At 72.0% G+C, this 23,022-nt stretch carries 22 protein-coding genes; 16 read left to right on the top strand and 6 right to left on the bottom strand.

Annotated features, from left to right (window positions below; genetic code table 11):
- Positions 1-150 precede the first annotated feature (150 nt).
- Entirely contained in the window at positions 151-405 is a 255-nt protein-coding gene (locus AB0K10_RS27980; RefSeq protein ID WP_363688308.1) for a flavin reductase, read from the bottom strand.
- A 276-nt stretch (positions 406-681) separates the two neighbouring features.
- On the opposite strand from AB0K10_RS27980, the gene AB0K10_RS27975 reads away from it, so the two are divergent.
- The 5 genes from AB0K10_RS27975 (at position 682) to AB0K10_RS27955 (ending at position 3,459) form a co-directional block, all read left to right on the top strand.
- Positions 682-1,482, top strand: coding sequence for a helix-turn-helix transcriptional regulator (locus tag AB0K10_RS27975; RefSeq protein ID WP_363688306.1), 801 nt, complete (start codon positions 682-684; stop codon positions 1,480-1,482).
- On the top strand, positions 1,476-1,658 hold the full coding sequence (locus AB0K10_RS27970) for a DUF397 domain-containing protein (protein ID WP_363688424.1): 183 nt from the start codon (positions 1,476-1,478) through the stop codon (positions 1,656-1,658). The genes AB0K10_RS27975 and AB0K10_RS27970 overlap by 7 nt, the downstream gene beginning before the upstream one ends.
- 117 nt (positions 1,659-1,775) lie before the next feature.
- On the top strand, positions 1,776-2,477 hold the full coding sequence (locus AB0K10_RS27965; protein ID WP_363688304.1) for a VOC family protein: 702 nt from the start codon (positions 1,776-1,778) through the stop codon (positions 2,475-2,477).
- A 185-nt stretch (positions 2,478-2,662) separates the two neighbouring features.
- Positions 2,663-3,094 carry a hypothetical protein gene (locus AB0K10_RS27960; RefSeq protein WP_363688302.1) on the top strand — a complete coding sequence of 144 codons (432 nt, stop codon included), beginning with the start codon at positions 2,663-2,665 and terminating at the stop codon, positions 3,092-3,094.
- A 47-nt stretch (positions 3,095-3,141) separates the two neighbouring features.
- Positions 3,142-3,459 carry a hypothetical protein gene (locus AB0K10_RS27955; RefSeq protein ID WP_363688300.1) on the top strand — a complete coding sequence of 106 codons (318 nt, stop codon included), beginning with the start codon at positions 3,142-3,144 and terminating at the stop codon, positions 3,457-3,459.
- Positions 3,460-3,843: 384 nt separating this feature from the next.
- Here the strand turns inward: AB0K10_RS27955 and AB0K10_RS27950 are convergent, their stop codons facing one another.
- Together AB0K10_RS27950 and AB0K10_RS27945 are read right to left on the bottom strand one after the other, a co-directional pair.
- Positions 3,844-4,554 carry an HAD family hydrolase gene (locus AB0K10_RS27950; protein WP_363688298.1) on the bottom strand — a complete coding sequence of 237 codons (711 nt, stop codon included), beginning with the start codon at positions 4,552-4,554 and terminating at the stop codon, positions 3,844-3,846.
- Between the two features lie 203 nt (positions 4,555-4,757).
- Positions 4,758-5,336 (bottom strand): WHG domain-containing protein, encoded by a 579-nt coding sequence (locus AB0K10_RS27945; RefSeq protein ID WP_363688296.1) that lies wholly within the window; start codon positions 5,334-5,336, stop codon positions 4,758-4,760.
- Positions 5,337-5,453: 117 nt separating this feature from the next.
- Between AB0K10_RS27945 and AB0K10_RS27940 the strand changes: the two genes are divergently transcribed.
- From AB0K10_RS27940 to AB0K10_RS27920, 5 genes are all read left to right on the top strand, one after another.
- Positions 5,454-5,993, top strand: a complete 540-nt coding sequence (locus AB0K10_RS27940) for a winged helix-turn-helix domain-containing protein (RefSeq protein ID WP_363688294.1) — start codon at positions 5,454-5,456, stop codon at positions 5,991-5,993.
- On the top strand, positions 5,990-7,270 hold the full coding sequence (locus AB0K10_RS27935; protein WP_363688292.1) for an MFS transporter: 1,281 nt from the start codon (positions 5,990-5,992) through the stop codon (positions 7,268-7,270). The genes AB0K10_RS27940 and AB0K10_RS27935 overlap by 4 nt, the downstream gene beginning before the upstream one ends.
- A 49-nt stretch (positions 7,271-7,319) precedes the next feature.
- Positions 7,320-8,087, top strand: a complete 768-nt coding sequence (locus tag AB0K10_RS27930) for a GNAT family N-acetyltransferase (protein WP_363688290.1) — start codon at positions 7,320-7,322, stop codon at positions 8,085-8,087.
- 132 nt (positions 8,088-8,219) lie between these two features.
- Complete coding sequence (locus AB0K10_RS27925; RefSeq protein WP_363688288.1) at positions 8,220-9,422, top strand: low temperature requirement protein A; 1,203 nt, start codon at positions 8,220-8,222, stop codon at positions 9,420-9,422.
- 247 nt (positions 9,423-9,669) lie between these two features.
- Positions 9,670-10,062: a hypothetical protein gene (locus AB0K10_RS27920; protein WP_363688286.1), complete on the top strand. Its 393-nt coding sequence runs from the start codon at positions 9,670-9,672 to the stop codon at positions 10,060-10,062.
- A 20-nt stretch (positions 10,063-10,082) separates the two neighbouring features.
- Here AB0K10_RS27920 and AB0K10_RS27915 read toward each other — a convergent pair whose 3' ends face one another.
- On the bottom strand, positions 10,083-10,550 hold the full coding sequence (locus AB0K10_RS27915) for a hypothetical protein (RefSeq protein ID WP_363688284.1): 468 nt from the start codon (positions 10,548-10,550) through the stop codon (positions 10,083-10,085).
- Between the two features lie 169 nt (positions 10,551-10,719).
- Between AB0K10_RS27915 and AB0K10_RS27910 the strand changes: the two genes are divergently transcribed.
- Positions 10,720-11,124, top strand: coding sequence for a MerR family transcriptional regulator (locus AB0K10_RS27910; RefSeq protein WP_363688282.1), 405 nt, complete (start codon positions 10,720-10,722; stop codon positions 11,122-11,124).
- An 18-nt stretch (positions 11,125-11,142) separates the two neighbouring features.
- Positions 11,143-12,195: an NAD-dependent epimerase/dehydratase family protein gene (locus AB0K10_RS27905; protein ID WP_363688280.1), complete on the top strand. Its 1,053-nt coding sequence runs from the start codon at positions 11,143-11,145 to the stop codon at positions 12,193-12,195.
- Positions 12,196-12,364: 169 nt separating this feature from the next.
- Here AB0K10_RS27905 and AB0K10_RS27900 read toward each other — a convergent pair whose 3' ends face one another.
- Together AB0K10_RS27900 and AB0K10_RS27895 are read right to left on the bottom strand one after the other, a co-directional pair.
- Positions 12,365-12,676 (bottom strand): ribosomal protein L7/L12, encoded by a 312-nt coding sequence (locus AB0K10_RS27900; protein WP_363688278.1) that lies wholly within the window; start codon positions 12,674-12,676, stop codon positions 12,365-12,367.
- A 318-nt stretch (positions 12,677-12,994) separates the two neighbouring features.
- Positions 12,995-15,703, bottom strand: a complete 2,709-nt coding sequence (locus AB0K10_RS27895; protein ID WP_363688276.1) for a glucosidase — start codon at positions 15,701-15,703, stop codon at positions 12,995-12,997.
- A gap of 42 nt (positions 15,704-15,745) precedes the next feature.
- On the opposite strand from AB0K10_RS27895, the gene AB0K10_RS27890 reads away from it, so the two are divergent.
- The 4 genes from AB0K10_RS27890 to AB0K10_RS27875 all read left to right on the top strand — a co-directional run bounded on the left by AB0K10_RS27890 (position 15,746) and on the right by AB0K10_RS27875 (position 22,972).
- Complete coding sequence (locus AB0K10_RS27890; protein WP_363688274.1) at positions 15,746-17,689, top strand: amylo-alpha-1,6-glucosidase; 1,944 nt, start codon at positions 15,746-15,748, stop codon at positions 17,687-17,689.
- A gap of 138 nt (positions 17,690-17,827) precedes the next feature.
- Positions 17,828-19,162: a glycosyltransferase family 4 protein gene (locus AB0K10_RS27885; protein WP_363688272.1), complete on the top strand. Its 1,335-nt coding sequence runs from the start codon at positions 17,828-17,830 to the stop codon at positions 19,160-19,162.
- An 83-nt stretch (positions 19,163-19,245) separates the two neighbouring features.
- Positions 19,246-21,168: a protein kinase gene (locus AB0K10_RS27880; RefSeq protein WP_363688270.1), complete on the top strand. Its 1,923-nt coding sequence runs from the start codon at positions 19,246-19,248 to the stop codon at positions 21,166-21,168.
- Positions 21,169-21,286: 118 nt separating this feature from the next.
- Positions 21,287-22,972, top strand: a complete 1,686-nt coding sequence (locus tag AB0K10_RS27875; protein WP_363688268.1) for a serine/threonine-protein kinase — start codon at positions 21,287-21,289, stop codon at positions 22,970-22,972.
- Positions 22,973-23,022 lie beyond the last annotated feature (50 nt).

Here is a 23,022-nt window from a genome sequence, read left to right as displayed (position 1 = left end):
CAGCTGACGCCGCCCCTGCCCCGCTGCGCCCGCGCGAATGATCGACTCGGGTTCACGGAAGTCGGGCGATCGCCGCGCCGGGATGCCCCCGTTTCCAGAAAGCCGAGTCGATCAGTTCGGCCGCTCGCGCCGGGGCCAACCGTGGCAATGTCAGCCCCGGGCTCTCGCCCAGGAGAGGAAGCGCTCGGTCATCTTCGCCGGCGGGTGGTTGGGGTGGAGCTGGGTGAGCTGAGCCGTCGCCTCGTTCATCAGCGTGCCGAGATAGATCAGCAGCTCGATCCGGTTGGTCCGGTACTCCGTCAGCAGGGCCAGCTTGGCCGGCTGGCAGGGCCACTGCCTGCCACAGCTCCGGCACCGCCACAGCGGGCGCATGGCGACGTGCGGGACGGGCGGACGGACCACCATCACCGCCACCGCGTTTCGTCGTGGTGGTCTGTCGGGCTCGGCACACTGACCTCCTCGGAGACGTGGGAGGGGGTCGCTCCCGCAAGGGGAGACGGGAGCGACCCCGGGCAGAGCCCGCCGCCGCCTGTCCGGCCACCAGCGAGCCCGCCACTGGTGACAGTTTGCGAGGACCCGACTACGGTCGATACATGCTCGCGCCATCCGTGCAGCTCAACGGCCCGGTCGAGCAGCCACGAAGGACACGCCGGTGCATGTTGGGCAGGGATTGGGGATTCGATGGGCAACGTCACCGACTACGTGTTGGAGGAACTGCGGTTGTTCCGCACGACGCTCGGGCTCAGTCAGGACGACTTCGGCCGGGGCATCGGCTATTCCGGCTCACACGTCAGCTCGGTGGAGACCGGCGGGCGACCGCCCACGAAGGAGTACATGCGGGCGGTCGACGCCCACCACGAGACCGGCGGACGCTTCCAGCGCATGCTGGAGAGGTTGGGCCGACTCGACGCCGAGCCGGCCTGGCTGCGCGAGTGGATCGAGTTCGAGCGCGAGGCGACGACGCTGCGGTGGTTCGAGTTGGCGTACGTGCCGGGCCTGCTCCAGACCGAGCGGTACGCGCGGGCCACACTGGCCGGTGGTCGGTTCGACGCCGAGGACGTGGACCGGATCGTGACCTCCCGGCTGGAGCGCCAGGCGATTCTCCAGCGCCCGCGTCCGCCGCAGCTCATCGCCGTTCTGGACGAGGCGGTGTTGCGCCGGCCGGTGCTCGACCAGCCGGGCCTCATGGTCGAACAGTGCGAGCACCTGGCCGAGCTGGCGACGGCGGAGCATGTCCAGGTGCACGTCGTGCCGGCGGATGCGGGCATGTATCTGGGCCTGGCGGGGCAGTTCATCATCGCCGAGATGCCGGACGGCGCGCGAGTGGCCCACGCGGACAACCAGCTCATCGCGCAGTTCGTCGATGCCCCGACCGACGTGGCTAAGCTGGCGAAGACGTGGGAGATCGTGCGCAGCGAGGCGCTCCCCCGCCGGCAGAGCATCGAGCTGATCGAGAGAGTGGCGAAGTCATGGACATGCTGACTCCACAGTGGCGCAAGTCGACCAGGTCCGGCGGCAACGGCGGATCCTGTGTCGAGGTCGCCGACAACATGCCGCACGTCGTGCTGGTGCGCGACACCAAGGACCGCGACGGCGGCACCCTGCACGTCACCCCGGCGGCCTGGAGGGCGTTCGTCACGTACGCCAAGCAACACTGAGCGTGGCCTCCTGAAGATCTTGGACAGTTTCCGTCCACGCGGAACGGAAACTGTCCAAGATCTACGCTGAATGCTCCCGCGACCGCCCGGGCGGCACTGATCGGGCATCCTGGGGGCGTGATCGCACGCTTCAAGGACCTCTGCCTGGACGCTTCGGACGCGCGCCTGCTGGGTGCCTTCTGGGCCAGGATCCTCGACGGGGAGTTGGCCGACGCCGGCGGCGACGACACCCGCGTCGATCCCCGCTCCGCACGTTCCGACGCCGAGTCGATCTGGGTGAACCGGGTGCCCGAGCCGCGGGTCGGCAAGACACGCGTACACCTGGATCTGCGGCTGGGCGACGCGGACCCGGCGGCGTTGCTCGGGGACGGCGCCCAACTGGTTCGCGAACCGGCCGGTGACGTCACCTGGTGGGTGCTTGCCGATCCGGAGGGCAACGAGTTCTGCGCGTTCGGAGCCCGGGAGGGCACCCGACCGGGGCCCTTCGAGCTGGTCGTCGACTCGGCCGACCCGGCCGCGCAGGCCACCTGGTGGGCCGGTGTGCTCGGTGGCCGGGTCGAGTACGAGTCGTCCACCACGTCGGTGGTCGGCGCGGCCGGGTTCCCCTGGGAATACTGGGTCTTCCAGGTGGTACCCGAACCCAGGGCCGTCAAGAACCGCATGCACTGGGACGTCGAGATGGTTGCCCCGGAGCCGACCGCGTTGCTCGACGCGGGCGCGACGCTGGTACGCGAGCCGATCGACGAGGCGCGGTGGTGGGTGCTGGCCGACCCGGAGGGCAACGAGTTCTGCGCCTTCGCGCTGCGCCCCACCGGGTGAACGGCCGACTACCCAGCGCGGGCGGCGTCGGCTAGCGTTTCCGTAGCGCCGCAGCCAGCGCGTTCGCCGCCGACGTCGACACGCCTCCGGCCGGCCCAGCCTGCCCGATCGGTTGGTTATCGCGGGAACGTCCCACCGCCGCTGCACCGGTTCGGCAGGATCGTCCCAATGAGGGAGGTGCCGTCGTGCAGGACACCCGCGCTCTCGCCCTGACGTTCGAGGTGAGCGGCCTGCCACCGGTCAAGACCGAAGCGTTGTCCATCTTCGCCGCCGGGCATCGGCAGGCGACGAGGGTCCGCACCCTGCTCCAGGCCGCCCTCGGCGCGGCCCAGCGCACCGGCTGGACGCCGTTGCCCGGGCCGATCGAGGTGGACCTGGTTCTGCGCTGCCCGCCCGGGCACCGTACGTCCGACGCCAGCACCCTGCTCGGCGGCGTCTGCGCGGTGCTACAGGACAAGAAGCGGGTCTCCACCATCGGCCTGACGCACCTCGGCGTCCTGGTGGACGTCGCGCTCTACGACGACGACCGGCAGATCCGCCGCTTGTCGTACCACGAAGAGCCGGCGGAGGACTTCTCGTACCAGGTGCGGGTCGCCGCCGTGCCGACAGGCGTTTGACCGACGGCCGCGGTGGGGTATCGCGGACGCCGACGAAGGGAGCACCGATGTCGGAGCCACATGTCACGCTCGACCCACGCGGGCTCGATCCCGTGCAGCAGAAGCTGCGCGGGCCGCTGGAGGAGCAGCTGACCTCGGCTCTCCAGGCAGCCACCGACCGAATTCGGGCCGGCTACGCCGGTGAGCCGGTCGAGCTGGTGTGCCAGCGGCTGTTGGACGAGACCCGATCCGGGTTGCATCCCGACATCGCGGCCGGGTTCAACCCGGACATGGACGAGTTCTGCCGGGTGGCGATCTCGATCGTCCGCGGCGGTTCCGACGAGTCGGACGCCCACCACACAGGCGACGGCCGGCACCGCGCTTAGCGGGCCGATATCCCGCTTAGCGGGCCGACACCGATCGCGGTGGCCGGGTCAGGACCGGGTCCGCAACTACCCGGTCCTGACCCCCGGCCGTCCGACGGGGGAGCGGACAGGCCGGCACCCACCGCGCGTGGGCGCGGCACGGCGCCACGCGGCGCGGCGGGGAGGTCCGGCCGCCCTGCACTCAGCTCCACGGTGCCCACCTGCCGGACTCCGGTGCACCCCCGGCACACCCCGAAAGGCCGTGAGCGCCGGGCCAGGTTAGGCCGATCGCCGAGCGTCGGACAAGCGTTGCCGGGCCGTCTGCGACGTGACTGATCTCAAGGGCGAAAAGCGGCATGTGCGCGTAACGAGACCTTGATCGTCGACGCTGTTCGGGTTCGACGGTCAGAAGTGTCGGAGCAGGTCCCGGAAGGCGGCCAGGCGCAGCACGCCACCGTCGGTCGGATCCAACTCGTCGTCCTCCAACACCCAGGTGTTCTCGTTCGGAATGAACACCGCGTTCAGCCCGGCCGCCCGCGCCGGGAGGATGTCGGACTTCGGGGAATTGCCGATCATCCACGCGTCGTCCGGTGCGAACCCGTGCTCGCGGATGAGCCACCGGTAGGTGTCGACGTTCTTCTCGGCGACGATGTGCGCGGCCCCGAAGTGGTGCAGCAGCCCGCTGGCATCCAGCTTGCGCTGCTGCTCGTCCCGATCACCCTTGGTCAGCAGCAGCAGTTCGTGCCGGCCGGCCAACTCGTCGAGCGCCTCGGCGACACCGGGCATCAGCTCCACCCGGTGCTCCACGAGCGCCAGGGCCAACCGGTCGATCTCCTGGCGCTCGGCGTCGGTGGCCGGCCGTTCGCGCAACCGCTCCAGGCACTCGGCGAGGCTGCGGAGGAAGACCTTGCTGCCGTACCCGTGCGCCACCGCGTTGGCCCGCTCGATGTCGTCGAGGATCGCCCGGGTCTGGGCCCGGTCCAGGGTGGGGTGGTCGAGCCAGGCCAGAAAGTCGTCGATCACCCGCTCGAAGACGACGTTGTTCTCCCACAGGGTGTCGTCCGCATCGAAGATCAGCACCCTCGCCTGCCGCCGTGCCGTCCCGCTGGCCGTCATCTGTCCCTCCCCCGCACCGACGGTGCCCGAAGGCCGAGGGCCCAGAATAGGCGGGCGAGAGTCCGGGACCTTTTCGAGGAGTACGCCATGTCCACGGTGAATCGAGTCGCCGGCGCGGCGATGCTGGCGTGCGTCGGCGCACTGGTGGCGTGCGGCGGCAGTGGTCCGGCCAACCGCGAGCCCCTCGACTGAGCAGGATGTGGTCACGGCCACCGCAGTAACCGTCGTGCGATCAACGCCTCCCGGTCCTCCTGCCCCTCGGGTCGCAGTCGACCACCCCGGGTGAGCATCACCACGCCGTGCAGCAGGCTCCAGCCCACCTCGGCGAGGGTGTCCGGGTCCCGGCCCGCCGCCAGCGGGGTCAGCGCCGCGCGCAGCTCGGCGAAGACCGCCCGCGGCGCGGCGGGCACGCCATCGACGCCGAGGGCCAGGTCGGGGGTCAGCGCGAGCATCGCGTCATAGACCTCGGGATTCGTGTACGCGAAGTCGAGGTACGCGGTCGCGACCGCCGGCCACACACCCTCGGGGTTGCCGACTGCCTGACTCTGCGCCAGCGCGAGAGCGGCGGCCAGGTCGGCGAAGGCGCACACCGCGACGGCGGCGAGCAACGCCTCCAGATCCGCGAAGTGCCGGTAGAGGTCGCCGACGTCGACCTCGGCCCGCTCGGCCAACCGTCGGGTGGTCATCCCGGCCCAGCCCTCCGCCTCGGCCAGCTCTCGGGCGACCGTGACGATCAGATCGCGCCGGTCCTGTTCGGTGGCCTTCTCGGCGGGTCCGGGCACGTCCACGAGCGTAGAGGCGAACACAGTGGGTGGTCACCGGCTGACGGATTGGTGACTTAGTGGCGAGACTTCCGAAAACCCTTGCGCAATGGTCAAGAAACGTTGACCATTGCTCGCATGCCTACCGACGATCTTCCCGAGACGTTCCACGTCACCACCGACGACCAACTCCGTGCCGTCTCCAACCTCACCCGGCACCGGATCATGGCCATGCTCCGCTTCGAGCCCGCGACGATCACGCAGATCGCCGAGCGGGTGGGCCTGGCGAAGGGGAGTTCCAGCTACCACGTACGCCTGCTGGAGCGGGCCGGCCTCATCACCGTGGTGCGGACGCGGAAGGTCCGGGGGGTCACCGAGCGGTACTACGCCATGGCCGCGCGGTCGATAGTGCTGCCGGATCCGGGTGAGGGAGGGCCGGACATGCTCATGCGGCATGCGGTGGCCGACCTGGAGGCGGCGCCGGCGCAGAGCGAGCGACACGTGCGGATGGCGCACCTGCGGCTCACCGAGGAGCAGTTCGCGGAGTTGGGGGCACGGCTGCAGGCGCTGGCGGACGAGTACCGGGAGCTGTCGGATCCGTCGCTGCCGGACGCGTCACTCGTCTTCGCGCTGTTCCACCCGGCCCGCCGCCAGCAGTCCGGAGGGGATGCCAAGTGACCTCAGACGCGCAGAAGTTGCCGACCGGATTCGGACGACTGTGGACCGCGCAGACGGTCTCCTCGCTCGGCGACGGGGTGTCGCGTGCCGCGCTGCCGCTGCTCGCGTTGACGTTGACGCGGGACCCGATGGCGCTCGCCGTCGTCGCGGCCGCGGGGACGCTGCCGTGGCTGCTCTTCGGAGTGCTCGGCGGCGCGCTGGTGGACCGCTGGGACCGCCGTCGCACGATGTGGATCACGGACGCGGCGCGTGCGGTTCTGCTCGGGATACCCGCGGGGGCGGCCATGCTCGACGTGCTGAGTATTCCGCTGCTCGCGATCGTCGCCTTCCTGCTCGGCCTCGGCGGGCTCTTCTTCGACACGGCCGCCACGGCCTACCTGCCGGACCTGCTCGGCCGTCACCCCGCACTCCTGGAGCGCGCCAACGCCCGCCTGCGCGGCGCCCAGACCGCCATGTCCGGCTTCGCGGGACCGCCCGCGGGCAGTGCCCTGCTCGCCCTCGGACGGTCGGTACCCCTGCTCGCCGACGCGGTGTCGTTCGCGATCTCCGCGCTGCTCGTACGGTCGCTGCCCGCCGCGCCCCGGCCCGTGCCGCAGGTCCGTGAGTCGCTGCTGCGGCAGGCGCGGGCCGGCGCGTCGTACGTCTTCCGGGATCGGCTGCTGCTCGGCCTCGCGCTGCGCCCGGCGGTCGGGAACGTCGCCTTCCTCGCCGTGGAGACCGTCCTCGCCCTGTTCGCACACGACCGCCTCGGCATCGACACCTACGGCTTCGGCCTGCTCCTTACCGCGGAGGCCACCGGCGGTCTGCTCGGGGCGGGCATCGCCTCGCAGCTCGGCCGACGACTCGGCACCGGCACCGCACTGACCTGCACAGCCGCCCTCGAAGGGCTCGCCATCCTCGGTCTGGCCGCCGCCCCGAACCCGTACGTCGCCGGTCTCGCGCTCGCCGTCTGCGGAGCGGGCATGGGCGCCACGATGGTGCTCGGCCCGTCCCTGCGGCAGACGATCGTTCCCGCCCATCTGATGGGCCGGGTCGCCTCCACGTCCCGCATGCTCGCCATGTGCGCCGCCCCGCTCGGCGCCTTCCTCGGCGGCTGGCTGGCCACCGCCTACGACGTGCGCGCCCCGCTCTACGCCGCCGCGGGTCTCCTCCTCGCCATGACCGCCGTAACGGCGATCATGACCAGCAACCGTCGGGTCGAGGCGGCGCTACGTGGTGCTTCCGAACGGGAGAGTCCGGCGGAGGACAGCCGCACCGACGCACTGATCTCCGCCTGATTCGACGCACTTACCCGCTCCGACGTCACGACTGCCGGAAAGGCACCAGATGTTCTACTCGACCGCACGCGTCAGCACCGACCGCCCCCGCCGCCACATCACGCACCTCGTCTCCCACCTGGGGCACGATGCGCCCACCGACCTCGACGAGGAACGCTGGTCCATCAGGTTCAGTGGCGGCGACTGCCTGCTCGTGGCGTCGGCGACCCACTTCGACATGATCGTCAGAGCCGGCGACGTGGACGCCGTCGCGGCGGTGGAGGACACCATCACCCAGCACCTCCTGCGATCCGCGACCGGGGACGAGCGCCCCGTCGACTGGCGGCCCCTGGTGCGACAGGCCACCAGCGACGACGACGCCGCTCTTCTCGCGCTCGACCGTGCGGCGTGGACCGCCGGGTCGGGGCTCGCCTCCGCCGAGGGCGAGGAGCGGACGGCGTACTTCTCCGAACGGCGCAGGCCCGAAACCCACCTGGTCGCCGCTCTCGGCGACCAGATCGTCGGCGCCGTGAGCACCCATCGGACGACACCCTTTCCGGAAGCGGCTCACGTCTTCGGCCTGTGGAACCTGGTGGTGGCCGAGCAGGCACGCCGCAGGAACATCGCCTCAGCCCTGCTCGCGGCCGCCGAACGCCGTGCTGCCGCAGAGGGCGCGAAGAAGGTCGGCCTGCGCGTCCTGGCGACCAACATCGGCGCCCTACGCCTCTACGAACGGCACGGCTACGCCGTCGAGGGCCGACACCTCGACGAGTTCCTGATCGACGGCGCCTACGTCGACGACATCAGCATGGGCAAGCGCCTGACGCCGCTCTCCTGACGGACGCCGCGCCGAGGCCTGCGCCGGTCCCCGCCTCCGCGTGCCACAGGCGATCGCTCGCTCGTTAGGCGAGGAGATCACCACGACGGGAGGGCACATGGCCGTTGGGCGGCGCCGGCCCGTGGCAGGCCGATGAGCGGGAAGCCGGGCGTACCGCTGGTGCGCGGCGCGGCCAGCCTCCAGCGGGCCACCTTCCTGGAGCTCTTCCTCGACCTGGTCTTCGTCTTCGCCCTCACCCGGATCTCGGCACGGGTGATCGCCGACTTCACCGACGGCCAGCGCGGGGCGCTCGCCGGTCTCGGTCAGGCCCTCCTGCTGTTCCTGGCCCTGTGGGCGGTCTGGTCGCTGACCGTCTGGTCGACCAGTTGGCTGGACCCGGAGGCGCCGATAGTCCAGACCGTGATCGTCCTGACGATGGTCGGCGCCATGACGATGGCCGTCGCGGTGCCCGACGCCTTCGGCGCGCGGGCTGCCCTCTTCGCCATCACCTACGTAAGTCTGCAGATCGGCCGCGTGGTCTACTTCCACGTCGCCGGGCACGGCCGACCGGATCCGCGCCAGACCCTCCGGGTCCTGCTCTGGTTCGGCGTGAACGCGCCGCTCTGGATCATCGGTGGGCTGGTCGACGACGGTACGATCCGCGGGCCACTGTGGACAGTAGCCGTCCTGGTCGACTACACCGGGCTCTACCTCGGATGGCCGACCCCCCGCATCGGCGCACAGCGGATCGGCGGCCGGATGATCGCGGCCGAGCACCTGGCCGAGCGGTACCAGCAGTTCCTCCTCATCGCGATCGGGGAGGCGATCTTCGTGCTCGGGCTGGCGTTCAGCGGCAGCGGGTTCCACGCCGACCAGACGGGCGGCTACGTCCTGGCGCTGACGACCACCGTGCTGCTGTGGCGGATCTACTTCCATGTCGCGGGCAGGGTGCAGGACGCCGCCGTCAGCCACTCCCACAACGCTCCCCGACTCGCCACCGAGATGGCGTTCGCCCACCTGGTCATGATCGCGGGAATCGTGCTGACCGGCGTCGGCTTCGAACTGTTCATCACCGAGCCGCGCGGGCACCTCCCGGCGGCCTGGCTCATCGCCATCCTCGGCGGCCCCGCACTCTTCCTCGCCGGACGGTCGGCCCTCGAATACCAGGTCTTCGCCCGGGTCTCCCGCTCCCGGCTGGCGGGCCTGCTGGCCCTCGGCCTGCTGGTGCCGGTGACAGTTCACCTCGAACCGCTCACCGCCGGCGCCACCGCCGCCGTCGTCCTGGTCGCCGTCGCCGTCGGGGACGCGCGACGCTCCCGTCAGCGGCCGGCGGAGACACCCCGACCTCCGTTCTAGACGAGTAAGACGCTCCCTCACTCAAGACGAGGGCTGGGGCTGCGGCTGCTGGCCCTCACCTTTGGCTGCGCGCCGTGCCGGTGTGCTGGTGAGCGGTATACCTCAGAGGTATGAATATGACTCTCCGGTATACCGCTCACGGCCGCGTCCGCCCCCACGGGGGTGGCCGACGGTCACCGCCGGCCGCCGGCTGCGCCCAGCCGACTCGGGCCGAGCCCTTCAGCGGCTGACCAACTACCCTGCCGGCATGACGCCGGAGACCGCGCCGAGGAGACGACGGACGAAGCGCGTCCTCGTGGGCGTCTCCGTCACGGTGGGCCTGCTGTCGTGCCTGTGGGTCCTGTGGTTCCTGTCGTTGCGCGTGTTCGGCGACGAGGGAGCCCTACCCCCGAAGTCGCGACTGCCCGAGGTGCCGGCCGGGGCGAGCGTCGTCGACGAAAGCACGGAATGCGCGTCCGGTGGGTGCTGGCGGCAGCTCACCGTGGCACCGGCGGCTGGGCAGACCCCGGAGGACCTGGCACGCGAGATGGGCCTCACCGAGGAGCAGAGCCTGCCGCCGACGTTGTTCGACCCCGGGTCCGTCTCCGTGGGGGCCCGCGTCGCCGAGGGCAAGCTGATCGTGCACGTCGGCTACGAGTGAGAGCCCGACTCCCGGAGCGCTCAGAGGTCGGTAAGCGTCTTGATGTCGTGTTTCTCGAGCAACGCGGGCAGCGGGTCCGCGAGGCGCCGCCGCCGGGGCCGCCAGATGCGTCCCACTGTGGTCGGCGTGTTCGGCCCCGGCACGTCGTAGGGACCGCCCCGGGGGTAGACCGTGAGGGTGCTCCCCCACAGCCCCGCATCCACCCAACCCAGGCGCACGATCTCGGCCCAGGCGTACGAGCGTCGCAGGCCACCGCGACCGCGGACCAGCAGCCCCACATCGTCGGCGAGCACCGCGTTTCGCCGGACGAGGACGGCCACGATGATCGAAGCGGCGGCAGCCGCCAGGACGTTCCACCCGAACAGGTCGAAGACCAGCCCGACAACGATCACCACGACCACGACCGCGACGGGTATCACGATCGCGGGCCAGGCCCGGGACTCGCCGAGGACCTGCACCTCACCCACCGGCCGCACCGACTCCCCCATAGCCGTTCACGATAGTGAATGGGTCACACATTCTCGTCCCCGAGCTGGCGGGTCGCTGACGCGTACGTCGCGTCACATCGTTTGACTTGAAGCGCTTCAAGTTGGGGACGCTTCACCCGTGGCAGCGACGGCAGCGGGGCGAACCGAATTTCCCCTGACCATCCAGGAGATGGCCCAGCGGTCGGGCTTCAGCGAGCCCACGCTGCGGTACTACGAGAAGATCGGCCTGCTCGGCGTGGTGCCACGCGACGACAGCAGCGGGCACCGCCGCTACGACACCCGACTCGCCGAGCGCGTCGATGCCCTGGCCTGCCTGCGGTCATCCGGGATGAGCGTGGCGGATATGCGCCGCTACCTGACGTTGCTCGCCCGAGGCGACCGCGCGGCGGCCGCCGCGCAGCGCGACCTGTTCGCCCGGCACGCCGAACGGCTGTCCGCCGAGATCGAGCGCCTACGGGTACGCCAGGCGTACATGCGTGGCAAGGCGGACATGTGGGACGCCCGACACCGAGGTGACGCCGCCGCCGAGACCCGCGCGATCGAGCAGGTCGAGCGCGCTCTTCAGGATTTCTGAGAAACGAGGACACAATCAATGTCGAACGACGTTCAACTCCGCGCCACTGACGACGCGCTCGTGCTGGTGACCGGCGGCACCGGGCACGTCGGCGGGTACTCCGTGGCCAGACTGCTCGACGAGGGCTACCGGGTGCGGGTGACGGTCCGCGCGCCGGGCCAGCAGGACGAGGTGCTCGACCGGGTACGGCAGACCGGCACCAACCCGGACGGCCGGGTCGAGTTCCGGACCGCGGCCCTCTCCGCCGACCAGGGCTGGGCCGAGGCGGTCGAGGGGGCGCGGTACGTGCTGCACCACGCGTCGCCCTTCCCGTTCACCCCGCCCGCGAACGACGACGAGGTGGTCCGCCCAGCCCGCGACGGAGCGCTGCGGGTCCTGCGGGCCGCCCGCGAGGCCGGGGTACGGCGTGTCGTGCTGACCTCGTCGTACGCCGCGGTGGGCTACACGGTGAAGCCCGACGGCCGGTACAGCGAGGCGGACTGGACGAACGTGGACGACGACATCCCGGCGTATCACCGGTCGAAGACGCTCGCCGAGCGGGCCGCCTGGGACTACGTCCGGGACAACGGCGGGGTTGAGCTGAGCGTGGTCAACCCGACAGGCATCTTCGGGCCGCTGCTGGGCGCGCGGATGTCCGCGTCGACCGGGCTGGTGCAGGCGTTCCTCCAGGGCGCGATGCCTGTCGTACCCCGGATGTACTTCGGGGTCGTCGACGTCCGGGACGTCGTCGACCTGCACCTACGCGCGATGCTGAATCCGGCAGCCGCCGGCGAACGGTTCATCGGCGTCGGCGGCCCCTCGATCAGCTTCCTCGACCTGGCGGGAATGCTGGCCCGGCACCTGCCCAGCCTGGCGGACAGGGTGCCGGCTCGGGAACTCACCGACGACGAGGTCCGCGAGGCCGCGAAGACCGAGCCGGCGCTACGCGACGCGGCCGCCCTGCGCGGCCAGGTGCCGGTGATCAGCAACGACAAGGCGCGCAACGTCCTCGGCTGGCAGCCACGTCCGGTGCAGACGACCATCACCGACACCGCCGACAGCCTGATCAAACTCGGCCTGATCACCGCCTGACCGCCTGTCTGCGCTGCCCACACGGCCCGCTGCTGCCGCAAGATCCGCGCAGTTTCGGTGATGGTGCTGCCTCCGCCGGCTCTGAGGCAGCACCATCAGGGATGTTGCGCGGATCTTGCGGACCAGCGCGGCCGCGGCTCGTCAGCGGTGCGGCGGCGCGCGAAGACCGTCAACCCAGGCCGCGCTGTCTGGCGAGCAACTCAACGGCGTCCTTCGCCTCTCGCAGACCCGCGCCGGTCACCTCGCGGTAAACCTTGATGGCCTGGATCTTGCGGCCGGCGAGCAACTCCTGCAGAACCTCGGCAGGGGCTTCCGGTTCGGGCTCACGAATGCCGAGGTGGGCCATGATCAGATCGAGCTTGCGCTCCACCACGGCCAGCCTGCGAGCCTGCTGATCCGCTTGGGAACGGCGGCCGCTCGTGACGACCAGGTACACGAGCACAAGTGACAACACGACAGCGAAGGGCGCGGTCCACTCCATGCCGGTGATTCAACACTGGCATGAACGCCGAGACCACCGCCGCTGCGGGTCCGCGCTCACCGGGCGGGTTTGCCGCTGCTGCAGACCGCATGATCGCGCTTCATCCGGGATCGAGTGGCCTCGTAACGTCCGGGAGACCACTACAACCTGGATCGAGCACGATCATGGCGCGGCACCTGCCCCGCCCCGCCCGCTGCTGCCCGCAAGATCCGCGCAGTTTCGGTGATGTTGCTGCCTCCGGCGGCCCTGAGGCAGCAACATCGGTGATGTTGCGCGGATCTTGCGGACCGGCGCGGACCAGCGCGGCCGCCCGGCCCGTCAGCGGCGCAGCGTCAGGATCAGGTCGGCGATCAGGGCCGTCCAGCCGGTCTGGTGCCAGGCGCCCAGGCCGGCGCCGTTGTCGCCGTGGAAGTACTCCGGGAACGAGATCAGGTCGCGCCAGTCCGGGTGGGTCTGGAACAGCTGCGCAGCGCCGTAGATCGGTCGACGACCCCAGTCGTCCTGGGTGAACAGCGAGATCAGCCGGGCGGACAGGTCGTCGGCGATCTCGTCCAGCGAGAGCTTCACGCCGGAGCGGGTCGGATACTCCACCTGCAGGTCGTCGCCGAAGAACGCCGCGTAGTCGCGCAGTGCGCTGATCAGCAGGAAGTTCGTCGGCATCCAGATCGGCCCGCGCCAGTTCGAGTTGCCACCGAACAGGCCGCTCGTCGACTCGGCCGGTTCGTAGCCGACGGAGAACTCCTGCCCGCCGAGCGTTACCGAGAACGGCTTGTCCAGGTGCGCGCGAGACAGCGTCCGCAGGCCGAAGTCGGAGAGGAACTCGTCGGGGTCGAGCATCCGGGCGAGCAGCCGGACCACCTGCTCCTGGCCGACCATGGACAGCAGCCGCTGCTGGCGGCCGTCCGGGCCGAGCCGGCGGGTGCCGATCACCTGGGCGTACTCCGGGCGGTTGGTCAGGAACCAGCGCAGCCGGGCGCCCAGCTCCGGCAGCCGGTGCAGGGTCGTGGCAGTGATGCGGGTGGTGGCGGCCAGCGGCAGCAGCCCGACCACCGAGCGGACCTTCAGCGGCACCTTCGTGCCGTCGGCGAGGCGCAGCACGTCGTAGAAGAAGGCGTCCTCGTCGTCCCACAGCCCCTGCTCGTACGCGGCGGCCGCGATGTAGAGGAAGTGCTCGAAGAACTTCGTGGCGGTGTCCACCCACGTCCGGTCGTGCTCGGCCAGCACGATGGCCATGTCGAGCAGGTTGAGGGCGTACATGGCCATCCAGCCGGTGCCGTCGGACTGCTCCAGCACACCGGCCACGGGCAGCGCCGCCGAGCGGTCGAACGGCCCGACGTTGTCCAGCCCGAGGAAGCCGCCCTCGAAGACGTTGTTGCCGCCGGTGTCCTTGCGGTTGACCCACCAGGTGAAGTTGAGCAGCAGCTTGTGCATCACCCGGCCCAGGAACTCGAAGTCCCGGCCGCCGTCGATCTCGAACACCTTGAGCGCCGCCCAGGCGTGCACCGGCGGGTTCACGTCGCCGAACGCCCACTCGTACGCCGGGATCTGCCCGTTGGGATGCAGATACCACTCGCGCAGCAGGAGCAGGATCTGCTCCTTGGCGAAGCCCGGGTCGACCCGGGCGATGCTCACGCAGTGGAAGGCCAGGTCCCAGGCCGCGTACCAGGGGTACTCCCAGGGGTCGGGCATGGAGATGACGTCGAAGCTGGTCATGTGCCACCAGGCGCTGTTGCGCCCGTGCCGACGCCCGGCCGGCGGGGGCGACGAGCCCGGGTCGCCGTCCAGCCAGCGCTTGACGTCGAAGTGGTAGAACTGCTTGCCCCACATCAGCCCGGCGATGGCCTGCCGCGCGACAAGCGCCTCGTCCGCGGTCGCGGCCGCCGGGATCACCCCGGCGAAGAAGCGGTTCGCCTCGGCCCGCCGGGCCCACACCACGGCCTCGAAGCCGTCGCGGAGGTCGGCCGGGGGCGGCGGGGCGGCGGCCGGCGGGGACGCGGTACGGGTCAGCCGCAACCGGATCTGGCGCTGCCCGCCGGCCGGCACGTCGAGCACGTAGTGCAACGCGCCCTTGGTGCCCTCGCGGGCCGGGTTGACAGTGGGGGCGCCGTTGACCACGTGGTCGTTGATGCCGTCCTTGGGGTACGGGGAGCGGCCGGGCAGCCCCCACAGCCGCTCGGCGTTTGTGTCGTTGTCGCAGAGCAGCGGCACCGGGCCGCCGTCGCCCTCCAGCAGCAGTTGGCCGAGCACCCGGTGCTCACCGACCAACCGGGTGCCCTCCCCGGTCAGCCGGGGGATCCGGTCGCCGCCGGGCAGCCCCCAGGCCCAGGTGTTGCGGAACCACAGGGTGGGCAGCACGTGCAGGGTCGCCGCCCGGTCGCCCCGGTTGGCCACTGTCACCACGATGCACAGGTCGGTCGGTGACGCCTTGGCGTAGTCGACGGTCACCGCCCAGTACCTGTCGTCGTCGAAGATCCCGGTGTCGACCAGCTCGTACTCGGTGTCGTCCCGGCCGCGCAGCGCGTTGACCGCGACGAGTTCGTCGTACGGGAAGGCGGCCTGCGGGTAGTGGTAGCGCCAGCGCATCCAGGAGTGGGTGGGCGTGGAGTCCTCGTACCACCAGTACTCCTTGGCGTCCTCCCCGTGGTTGCCGCTGTCGCCGCCGAGGCCGAACATCCGCTCCTTGAGGATCGGGTCCCTGCCGTTCCACAGCGCCAGGGCGAAGGCGAAGGTCTGACGGTCGTCGCAGACGCCTGCCATCCCGTCTTCGTTCCAGCGGTAGGCTCTGGACCGCGCATGGTCGTGTGGGAAGTAGTCCCACGCCGTACCGTGCTCGCTGTAGTCCTCCCGTACCGTCCCCCACGCCCGCTCGGACAGATAGGGACCCCATGCGCGCCAGTCCTGCTCCCCCGAGTCGGCCTGGGCGAGCCGGAGCCGCTCAGCGTCGGGTGGCGAGGCGTCGGAGGACGAGCGGTCATTGATCACGTGCACATCTTTGACGCCGCCGCGGTGCTTGACCACAGCGGCCATTCTCGTCGTGGTGTGTTACACCTCGGCGGCGGTGGAGGAAAGTTGATCGACATTCACTTCGGCCCACAGGTCTGCGGCGACCTGACCAGCGCGTCCAGCCGGGAGTGGCTGGTGCCCGACGGCCTCGGCGGATACGCGATGGGCACCGTCGGCGGGCTGCGGACCCGCCGCTACCACGGTCTGCTTGTGGTGCCGGGTGAAACTCCCGCCTCCCGCCACGTGGGACTCGTGAGCCTCGACCCGACTGTCACCCTGCCGTCCGGCGCGCGGGTCCGGCTCGGCGCCCACGAGTGGTCCTCCGGCGACGTCGACCCGCGCGGCTTCGAGCTGCTGGAGCGCTTCGACCTGGTCGACGGGCTGCCCCGGTGGCGGTGGCGGATCGGCGCGGTGGTGATCGAGCGGGAGCTGGCCATGCTGCCCGGCCGCTCCTGCGTGGCGGTCGTGCACCGGCTGGTCGCCGGCGGTCCGGTCCGGCTGGAGCTGTCCGCCGCGTGCACCTGGCGCGACGCGCACGGCGAGCGGCGGGCCGACGGCCCGACGCCGCAGGTCGAGGCAGTCGCCGACGGCGCGGTGGTCGAGGGCGCGTACCGGCTCGCCGGCCCCGGCTGGACGCCGGACGGGCAGTGGTGGCTGGGCGTGCACCACCGCGAGGAGGCCGTCCGGGGTCTGCACCCGAACGAGGACGTCTGGTACGCGGGCCGCTTCGCCGGCGAGCTGGAGCGCCCCGGCGACACGGTGTCGGTGCGGGCCTGGGCGGGTCGGCTGGACGAGGAGCCGCCGCCGGCCGCCGAGATCGTGGCGACTGCCCGGCGACGCAACCGGCAGGTGGTGGCCACGGCGAAGCCGGCCGATGGGGTGGACGCGACGCTGGCGCTGGCCGCCGACGCGTTCGTGGTCCGTCCCGGTGGCGCGGCGGTCGACGTGGTGGCCGGGTACCCGTGGTTCGGCGCCTGGTCGCGGGACACGATGATCTCGTACGAGGGGTTGTTCCTCTGCACCGGCCGGGCCGCCGAGGGGCGCGAGCTGCTGCGGGCGTACGCGGCGACGCTGTCCGAGGGGATGCTCGCCAACACGGCCGACACCGGCCGGGTGGAGTACAACACCGTCGACGGCACGCTGTGGTTCCTGCACGCGGTGAGCCGACACGTGACGGTCACCGGCGACACCGACCTCGGCGACGAGCTGCTGCCGGCGCTGGGCACTGTCGTCGACGCGCACGTGGCCGGCACCCGGTACGGGATCGCCGTCGACCCGGCCGACGGGCTGCTCACCCAGGGCGCCCCCGGCAGCGCGCTCACCTGGATGGACGCCCGCGTGTACGGGGTGCCGGTCACCCCGCGTACGGGCAAGCCGGTCGAGGTCAACGCGCTGTGGATCAACGGGCTGGCCGGTCTCGCCGAGCTGACCGAGCTGGCCGGGCAGGACGCGGCCGAGCTGCGGCGACGGCACGCCCAGGCGACCGCGTCGTTCCGGGACCGCTACCCGGCCCCGACCGGCTGGCTGCACGACGTGCTGGACGCGCCCGCGCCGGCGTACCCGCTGGGTGGGGCGGCATTGCACGACGACGACGCGCTGCGCCCCAACCAGTTGCTGGCCTGGTCGTTGCCGTTCGCGCCGTTGGAGCCGGACGAGCCGACGCTGCGCCGGATCGCGACCGGGCTGCTCACCCCGCTCGGGCCGCGCAGTCTCGCCCCGGATTCTCCCGAGTTCGTCGGTCGGCACCGGGGTGGACCGGCCGAGCGGGATGGCGGCTACCACCAGGGGACGGTGTGGCCGTGGCTGCTCGGGCCGTACGTGGACGCCTGCCGCCGGGGCAAGATGTCGGTCGATGACGCATTGATCGGCATAGAGTCCCATCTGACCGAATATGGGCTAGGATCGGTAAGTGAGACGGCCGACGGCGTCGCGCCGCACTCCGCGACCGGCTGCCCGTTCCAGGCGTGGTCGGTGGCCGAGTTGCTGCGGGTGCGCCGAAAAGGCCAGTAGCGCTTTACACGACCGCAACGGCGGTGTCTCCGCTGGTTATCTAGGCCCGGGCAGGATTGGCCCCGATCCAGACGCGACGGCGACATCGACTTCCGGTGTCGGTCGGCGCGCGCCCGGGGACAACTCAAAGGGGGCCGCATGTCACCCGACGCCCACGTGATCGACATCCACCCCGCTCGTCAGCTGCGGGTGCTGATGCTGTCCTGGGAATATCCGCCGGTGCTCGTCGGCGGCCTCGGTCGACACGTGCACGCCCTCTCCGTCGCCCTCGCCGCCGCCGGCCACGACGTCACAGTCGTCACCCGCCACGCCGAGGGCGCACCCCTCGAGGAGTACGCCGACGGCGTGCGCATCCTGCGCGCACCCGAAGACCCGGTCACCTTCCCCCTCGCCACCGGCTCCCTCCTGGCCTGGACGATGGCCTTCAACCACACCCTCACCCGCACCGCCCTGCGCGCCACCCAGGCCGGCAGCTACGACGTCATCCACGCCCACGACTGGCTCGTCGCCCACACCGCGACCACAGTCGCCGAACACCTCGACCTGCCGCTGGTCACCACCATCCACGCGACCGAGGCGGGCCGGCACCAGGGCTGGCTGCCCGAGGAGATGAACCGCACCATCCACGGCGTCGAGCACTGGCTCAGCGGGTCATCCACCCGGGTGATCACCTGTTCGGGTTACATGCGCGACCAGGTCAGCGCGCTCTTCGACGTGCCGGCCGGGCTTGTCGACGTGGTCCCCAACGGGGTCGACGACCGGGCCTGGCGGGCCCGCCCACGCGCTGTCGCGTCGGCCCGCGCGCGGTTCGCCGCGGACGGCCCCCTCGTCGGGTACGCGGGACGCCTGGTCTACGAGAAGGGCGTGCAGCACCTCGTGCACGCCGTGCCCCGGCTGCGGGAGCGGCACCCCGGGCTGCGCGTGGTGATCGCCGGCGACGGCCCGTACCGCCCCGAGTTGGAGGCGCAGGCCCGCCGCCTGGCGCTCGGGTCGACAGTCCGCTTCACGGGCTTCCTCGACGCCACCCAACTGCCGGCGGTGCTCGGCGCCACCGACGCGACTGTGGTCCCCAGCCTCTACGAGCCGTTCGGCATGGTGGCCCTGGAAGCGGCCGCTGCCGGGGCACCCCTCGCCGTGGCCCGCACCGGCGGCCTCGCCGAGATCGTCGAACCCGGCGTGACAGGCGTGACGTTCCCGCACAGCGACCCGGCCGCCCTGGCGGGCGCGGTCGACCAACTGCTCGGCGACGAGGTCTTCGCCCGGCGGGTGGCCCGACGGGCTCGCACCATGGTCGGCGAGCGGTACGGCTGGGCCACCATCGCGGCCCGCACCGCCGCCAGCTACGCCACCGCCCGTCGTGAGTACGGCCCGCTCCAGGCCCGCCGGGCCGCCGCCCGACTGGCCGGGGGGCGTGACCGGATCGCCATCCCGGAGGGCAATCTGCTCGCCGCCGCCGACCACGCCGCCTGCTGAGCCAGGTCGGTCGACCGATAGGTGACTTCCGATCCGCTGGTTAGGGTGTACCCCGGACAGCGGCTGAGGAGGAGCGTGCGCAGGTGCTGATCGCCGGTCGGTACCGGCTGCTCGACCTGGTGGGTCGTGGGGGCATGGGTCGGGTGTGGCGAGCCCGCGACGAGATGCTGCACCGCGAGGTCGCGGTCAAGGAGGTCGTACCGCCGAGTTGGTTGGCCGACCACGAGCGGGCCGAGCTGCGCTCGCGCACGCTGCGCGAGGCGCGCGCCGCGGCCCGGCTCAACCACCCCGCCGTGGTCCGGCTCTACGACGTCGTCCCGGTCGAGGGCAGCCCGTGGATCGTGATGGAGTACGTCCCGTCACGCACCCTGCAGGACGTCATCGACGCCGAGGGGCCGCTGGCGCCGGTCCGCGCCGCGGGGATCGGCCTGGCCCTGCTCGGCGCGCTGGAGGCCGCGCACACGGCAGGAGTGCTGCACCGCGACGTCAAACCGCAGAACGTGCTCGTCGCCCACGACGGTCGGGTGATGCTCGCCGACTTCGGGCTGGCCACCTTCGACGGCGGGGACGGGGCGATGACCCGCCCCGGGATGGTGCTCGGCTCCCCGCAGTACGTCGCCCCGGAGCGCGCCGCCGAGGGGGTGTCCACGATCGCTGCCGACCTGTGGTCGCTCGGGGCCACCCTGCACGCCGCCGTCGAGGGCCGCTCCCCGTACGCCCGCAGCAACGCCATGGCCACGCTCAGCGCGCTGGCAGCGGGCCCACCGGACCCGGCCCCGCACGCCGGACCGCTCGCGCCGGTGCTCTCCGGGCTGCTGCGCCGCGACCCGGAAGACCGCCTCGACCACGACGGTGCCCGCCGGCTGCTCACCGCCGCCGCGACCGGCCACCCCGGCCCGCCGGAGCACCAGCCGGAAGCCGCACCCGGCGCCCCGACCCGCTCCGCAGGCTCGGCGGGCTCGACCGGCTCGACCGGCCCTGTGGGCCCGACCTGCTCCGCCGTCTCGGGGGCGTCCGCTTCCGGGGAGCCGGCCGACCAGGACGCCACCATCGCGCTGTCCGAGCCCGGCCGGACCGCCGCCACCAAGGGCGGTGGCGCCGTTCCACCTGGGAACGCTTCGACCGGCGCCCACCCGAGCGCCGAACCGGGCGTCCGGGACCCGACGGAGGCCACAGCCTCCACTCCACCGGCGTCCGAGCGACCGGCCGGGCGACTGGGCCGACGACCCACGGCGCGGCGGGTGGCGCTCGCCGTCACCGCGCTGCTCGTGGCCGCCGCGGCCGGCGTGGGCACCGCGCTGGCCGTCGCCGGTGACGCCCCGACCGACACCGCCGGGCGGTCCACCGCGCCATCGACGAACCGTCCGAACGACGGCGGCGGCCCGAACGGGGGCTACGGCGACGACCGGGGCGGTCCGTACGGCGGTGGCAGTCCCGGCGGTCCGTACGGCGGTGGTGGCCCCGACCGGCCCGGCCCGCCGCCGAATGGCCGCGACGTTCCTCCGCCGCCGTTCCCGTGCGTCCATCCGGACGTCGCGGGCCCGCCGGTCTCGGCCGGATCCCCCGGGCCGGACGAGCGGTTCCGGCCGCCGCCGGGTTGGGTCTGGCATGCCGACAGCACCGGCTTCCGGGTCTCCGTGCCGGCGACCTGGCACTACTCGCGCGAGGGCGGGGTGGCGTGCTTCCAGGACCCGGCCACCGGGCGGGCGTTGAGCGTCGCGCCGGGCGGCGCGGCCGACCCGCTCATCCGACTGCGGTCGGCCCGCGACGAGGCGGCCGGCGCCGGGGCGCTGCCGAGCTACGACGAGATCCGGCTCGCCGCGGGCGGCGGCGGCGCGGAGTGGGAGTGCCGGTGGACGGCGCCGTACGGGCCCGTCCTGCACGCCCGGCGGCAGATCCTCGCGGACCAGCGCTGGACACTGGGGTGGATCACCGACGACAGGGACTGGACGGCCGCCGGCGCGGACTGGACCGCAGTGCGAAACAGTTTCCGACCACCCCGCTGACCTGCGCCGTATGGCCCTGCTCGGCCCTCCGTCCGGCGTGGATCGAGGCCGCTCAGCGGATGAGAAAACCCACAGTGGTGGCTATCGTGTAACTCGGGGTGACCGAGGGGGAGCGGCGGTGCAGCAGTTGCTGATCGCGGGTCGGTACCGGCTGCTCGACCTGGTCGGCACCGGCGGGATGGGCCGGGTGTGGCTGGCCCGTGACGAGATGCTGCACCGGGACGTGGCGGTGAAGGAGGTCGTGCCACCGGCCTGGCTGGCCGAGGCCGACCGCGCCGAGCTACGACTGCGGACGCTACGCGAGGCGCGCACCGCCGCGCGGCTCAACCACCCCAACGTCGTACGCCTCTACGACGTGGTGCACGACCGGGAGAACCCGTGGATCGTGATGGAGTACGTGGCGTCCCGGTCGGTGCAGCAGATCATCAGCGCTGAAGGCCCGGTGAGTCCACAACGTACGGCCCGGATCGGGCTGGCGGTGCTCGCCGCGTTGCGGGCGGCACACACCGCAGGCGTGCTGCACCGCGACGTGAAGCCGCACAATGTGCTGGTCGCCGACGACGGGCGGGTGGTGCTCACCGACTTCGGCCTGGCGACCTTCGACGGCGGCGACGGGGCGATGACAGGCCCGGGCCTGGTGCTCGGCTCGCCGCAGTTCGTCGCGCCGGAGCGTGCCCGCGACGGCGTGTCGGATCCGCGTACCGACCTGTGGTCGCTGGGCGCCACCCTCTACGCGACGGTCGAGGGGCAGTCCCCGTACGCCCGGTCCAGCGCGATGGCGACGCTCAGCGCGCTGGCCACGGAACCGCCGGATCCGATGCGCCGGGCCGGCCCGATGCGGCCGGTGATCACCGGTTTGTTGCAGCGCGATCCCCGGCGGCGGTTGACAGCCATCGAGGCCGAGCCGCTGCTGCGCGCCGCGGCCGCCGGTCACGACGGGCCGGCCGGCCCGGCCCGCTCCTCGGCAGTGGCGGCGGTCCGCAGCGCGGGCCGTTCCGCGCTGGCGGCCCAGGGCGGCTCGCCGGACGACGCGCCGCCACCGACCCGCCCACCGGCGGCCCGCCCGCTGATGACCCGCCCACCGGCCGACGCGCCTTCAACGGCCCGCCCACCGGTGGCTCGCCCGGTCGGCCGACGCGGCCGGTTGATCGCGCTGGGTGGCGCGGCGACCGCCGCCGCCCTGCTCGTCGCCGGGGGTGTCACGGCGGTGCTGCTCAGCCGTCACGACGAGCGGACGCCGCCGTCCGGCGCCGGAGGTGGCGCGACCGCCTCCCGACCGGCCGCGTTCGCCTGCGCGGCGCCTCCACCGCCGACGGCCACCCCGGTGCCGTCGGTGTCGCCGCCCCGCGATGCGCGGTACGGGCTGCTGGAGGGTTGGACCTGGCACGTGGACCCGACCGGCTTCCGTATCGCGGCGCCGGTGGCCTGGGCACGCTGGACCGAGGGCGCGGTGACCTGCTTCCGGGAGCCGAATGGGACCCGGGTGCTCAGCGTCGAGGCGGGGCCGCCGCGGGTCGATCCGGTGGCGCACTGGAAGGCCGAGGAGAAGCGGCTCGTCGGCGGTGGCGCGCTGCCGGGCTACCGCAAGGTGGACATCTCGGCGCTGGACATCTTCGACGGCGGGGCACTCTGGGAGTGCGGTTGGGAGAACGCCGCCGGTGAGCAGGTGCACAGCATCCGGCTGCTCACCAACACCTCGGCCGGGCGCGCCTACACCGTCTCGTGGTTGACAAAAGAGTTCGACTGGCAGGTCAACGCGGCATACTTCGTGATGATCCGGCAGAGCTTCACGCCCACCCTCTGACGCTGTCCAGTGTGGACGACACGACCGACGCCCCTGTGACACGGGCGCTG

It is taken from the genome of Micromonospora sp. NPDC049274 (assembly GCF_040678875.1).
Taxonomy (GTDB): domain Bacteria; phylum Actinomycetota; class Actinomycetes; order Mycobacteriales; family Micromonosporaceae; genus Micromonospora.
Note: the sequence above shows the minus strand (reverse complement) of the source record. Positions and strands in the feature narration are given on the sequence as shown.

Bases quoted from the DNA above. Each gene is read 5' to 3' on its own strand.
- AB0K10_RS27980 (WP_363688308.1), bottom strand. From the start codon at position 405: ATGGTGGTCCGTCCGCCCGTCCCGCACGTCGCCATGCGCCCGCTGTGG.
- AB0K10_RS27975 (WP_363688306.1), top strand. From the start codon at position 682: ATGGGCAACGTCACCGACTACGTGTTGGAGGAACTGCGGTTGTTCCGC.
- AB0K10_RS27970 (WP_363688424.1), top strand. From the start codon at position 1,476: ATGCTGACTCCACAGTGGCGCAAGTCGACCAGGTCCGGCGGCAACGGC.
- AB0K10_RS27955 (WP_363688300.1), top strand. From the start codon at position 3,142: ATGTCGGAGCCACATGTCACGCTCGACCCACGCGGGCTCGATCCCGTG.
- AB0K10_RS27950 (WP_363688298.1), bottom strand. From the start codon at position 4,554: ATGACGGCCAGCGGGACGGCACGGCGGCAGGCGAGGGTGCTGATCTTC.
- AB0K10_RS27940 (WP_363688294.1), top strand. From the start codon at position 5,454: ATGCCTACCGACGATCTTCCCGAGACGTTCCACGTCACCACCGACGAC.
- AB0K10_RS27930 (WP_363688290.1), top strand. From the start codon at position 7,320: ATGTTCTACTCGACCGCACGCGTCAGCACCGACCGCCCCCGCCGCCAC.
- AB0K10_RS27925 (WP_363688288.1), top strand. From the start codon at position 8,220: ATGAGCGGGAAGCCGGGCGTACCGCTGGTGCGCGGCGCGGCCAGCCTC.
- AB0K10_RS27920 (WP_363688286.1), top strand. From the start codon at position 9,670: ATGACGCCGGAGACCGCGCCGAGGAGACGACGGACGAAGCGCGTCCTC.
- AB0K10_RS27915 (WP_363688284.1), bottom strand. From the start codon at position 10,550: ATGGGGGAGTCGGTGCGGCCGGTGGGTGAGGTGCAGGTCCTCGGCGAG.
- AB0K10_RS27910 (WP_363688282.1), top strand. From the start codon at position 10,720: ATGGCCCAGCGGTCGGGCTTCAGCGAGCCCACGCTGCGGTACTACGAG.
- AB0K10_RS27905 (WP_363688280.1), top strand. From the start codon at position 11,143: ATGTCGAACGACGTTCAACTCCGCGCCACTGACGACGCGCTCGTGCTG.
- AB0K10_RS27900 (WP_363688278.1), bottom strand. From the start codon at position 12,676: ATGGAGTGGACCGCGCCCTTCGCTGTCGTGTTGTCACTTGTGCTCGTG.
- AB0K10_RS27895 (WP_363688276.1), bottom strand. From the start codon at position 15,703: ATGGCCGCTGTGGTCAAGCACCGCGGCGGCGTCAAAGATGTGCACGTG.
- AB0K10_RS27885 (WP_363688272.1), top strand. From the start codon at position 17,828: ATGTCACCCGACGCCCACGTGATCGACATCCACCCCGCTCGTCAGCTG.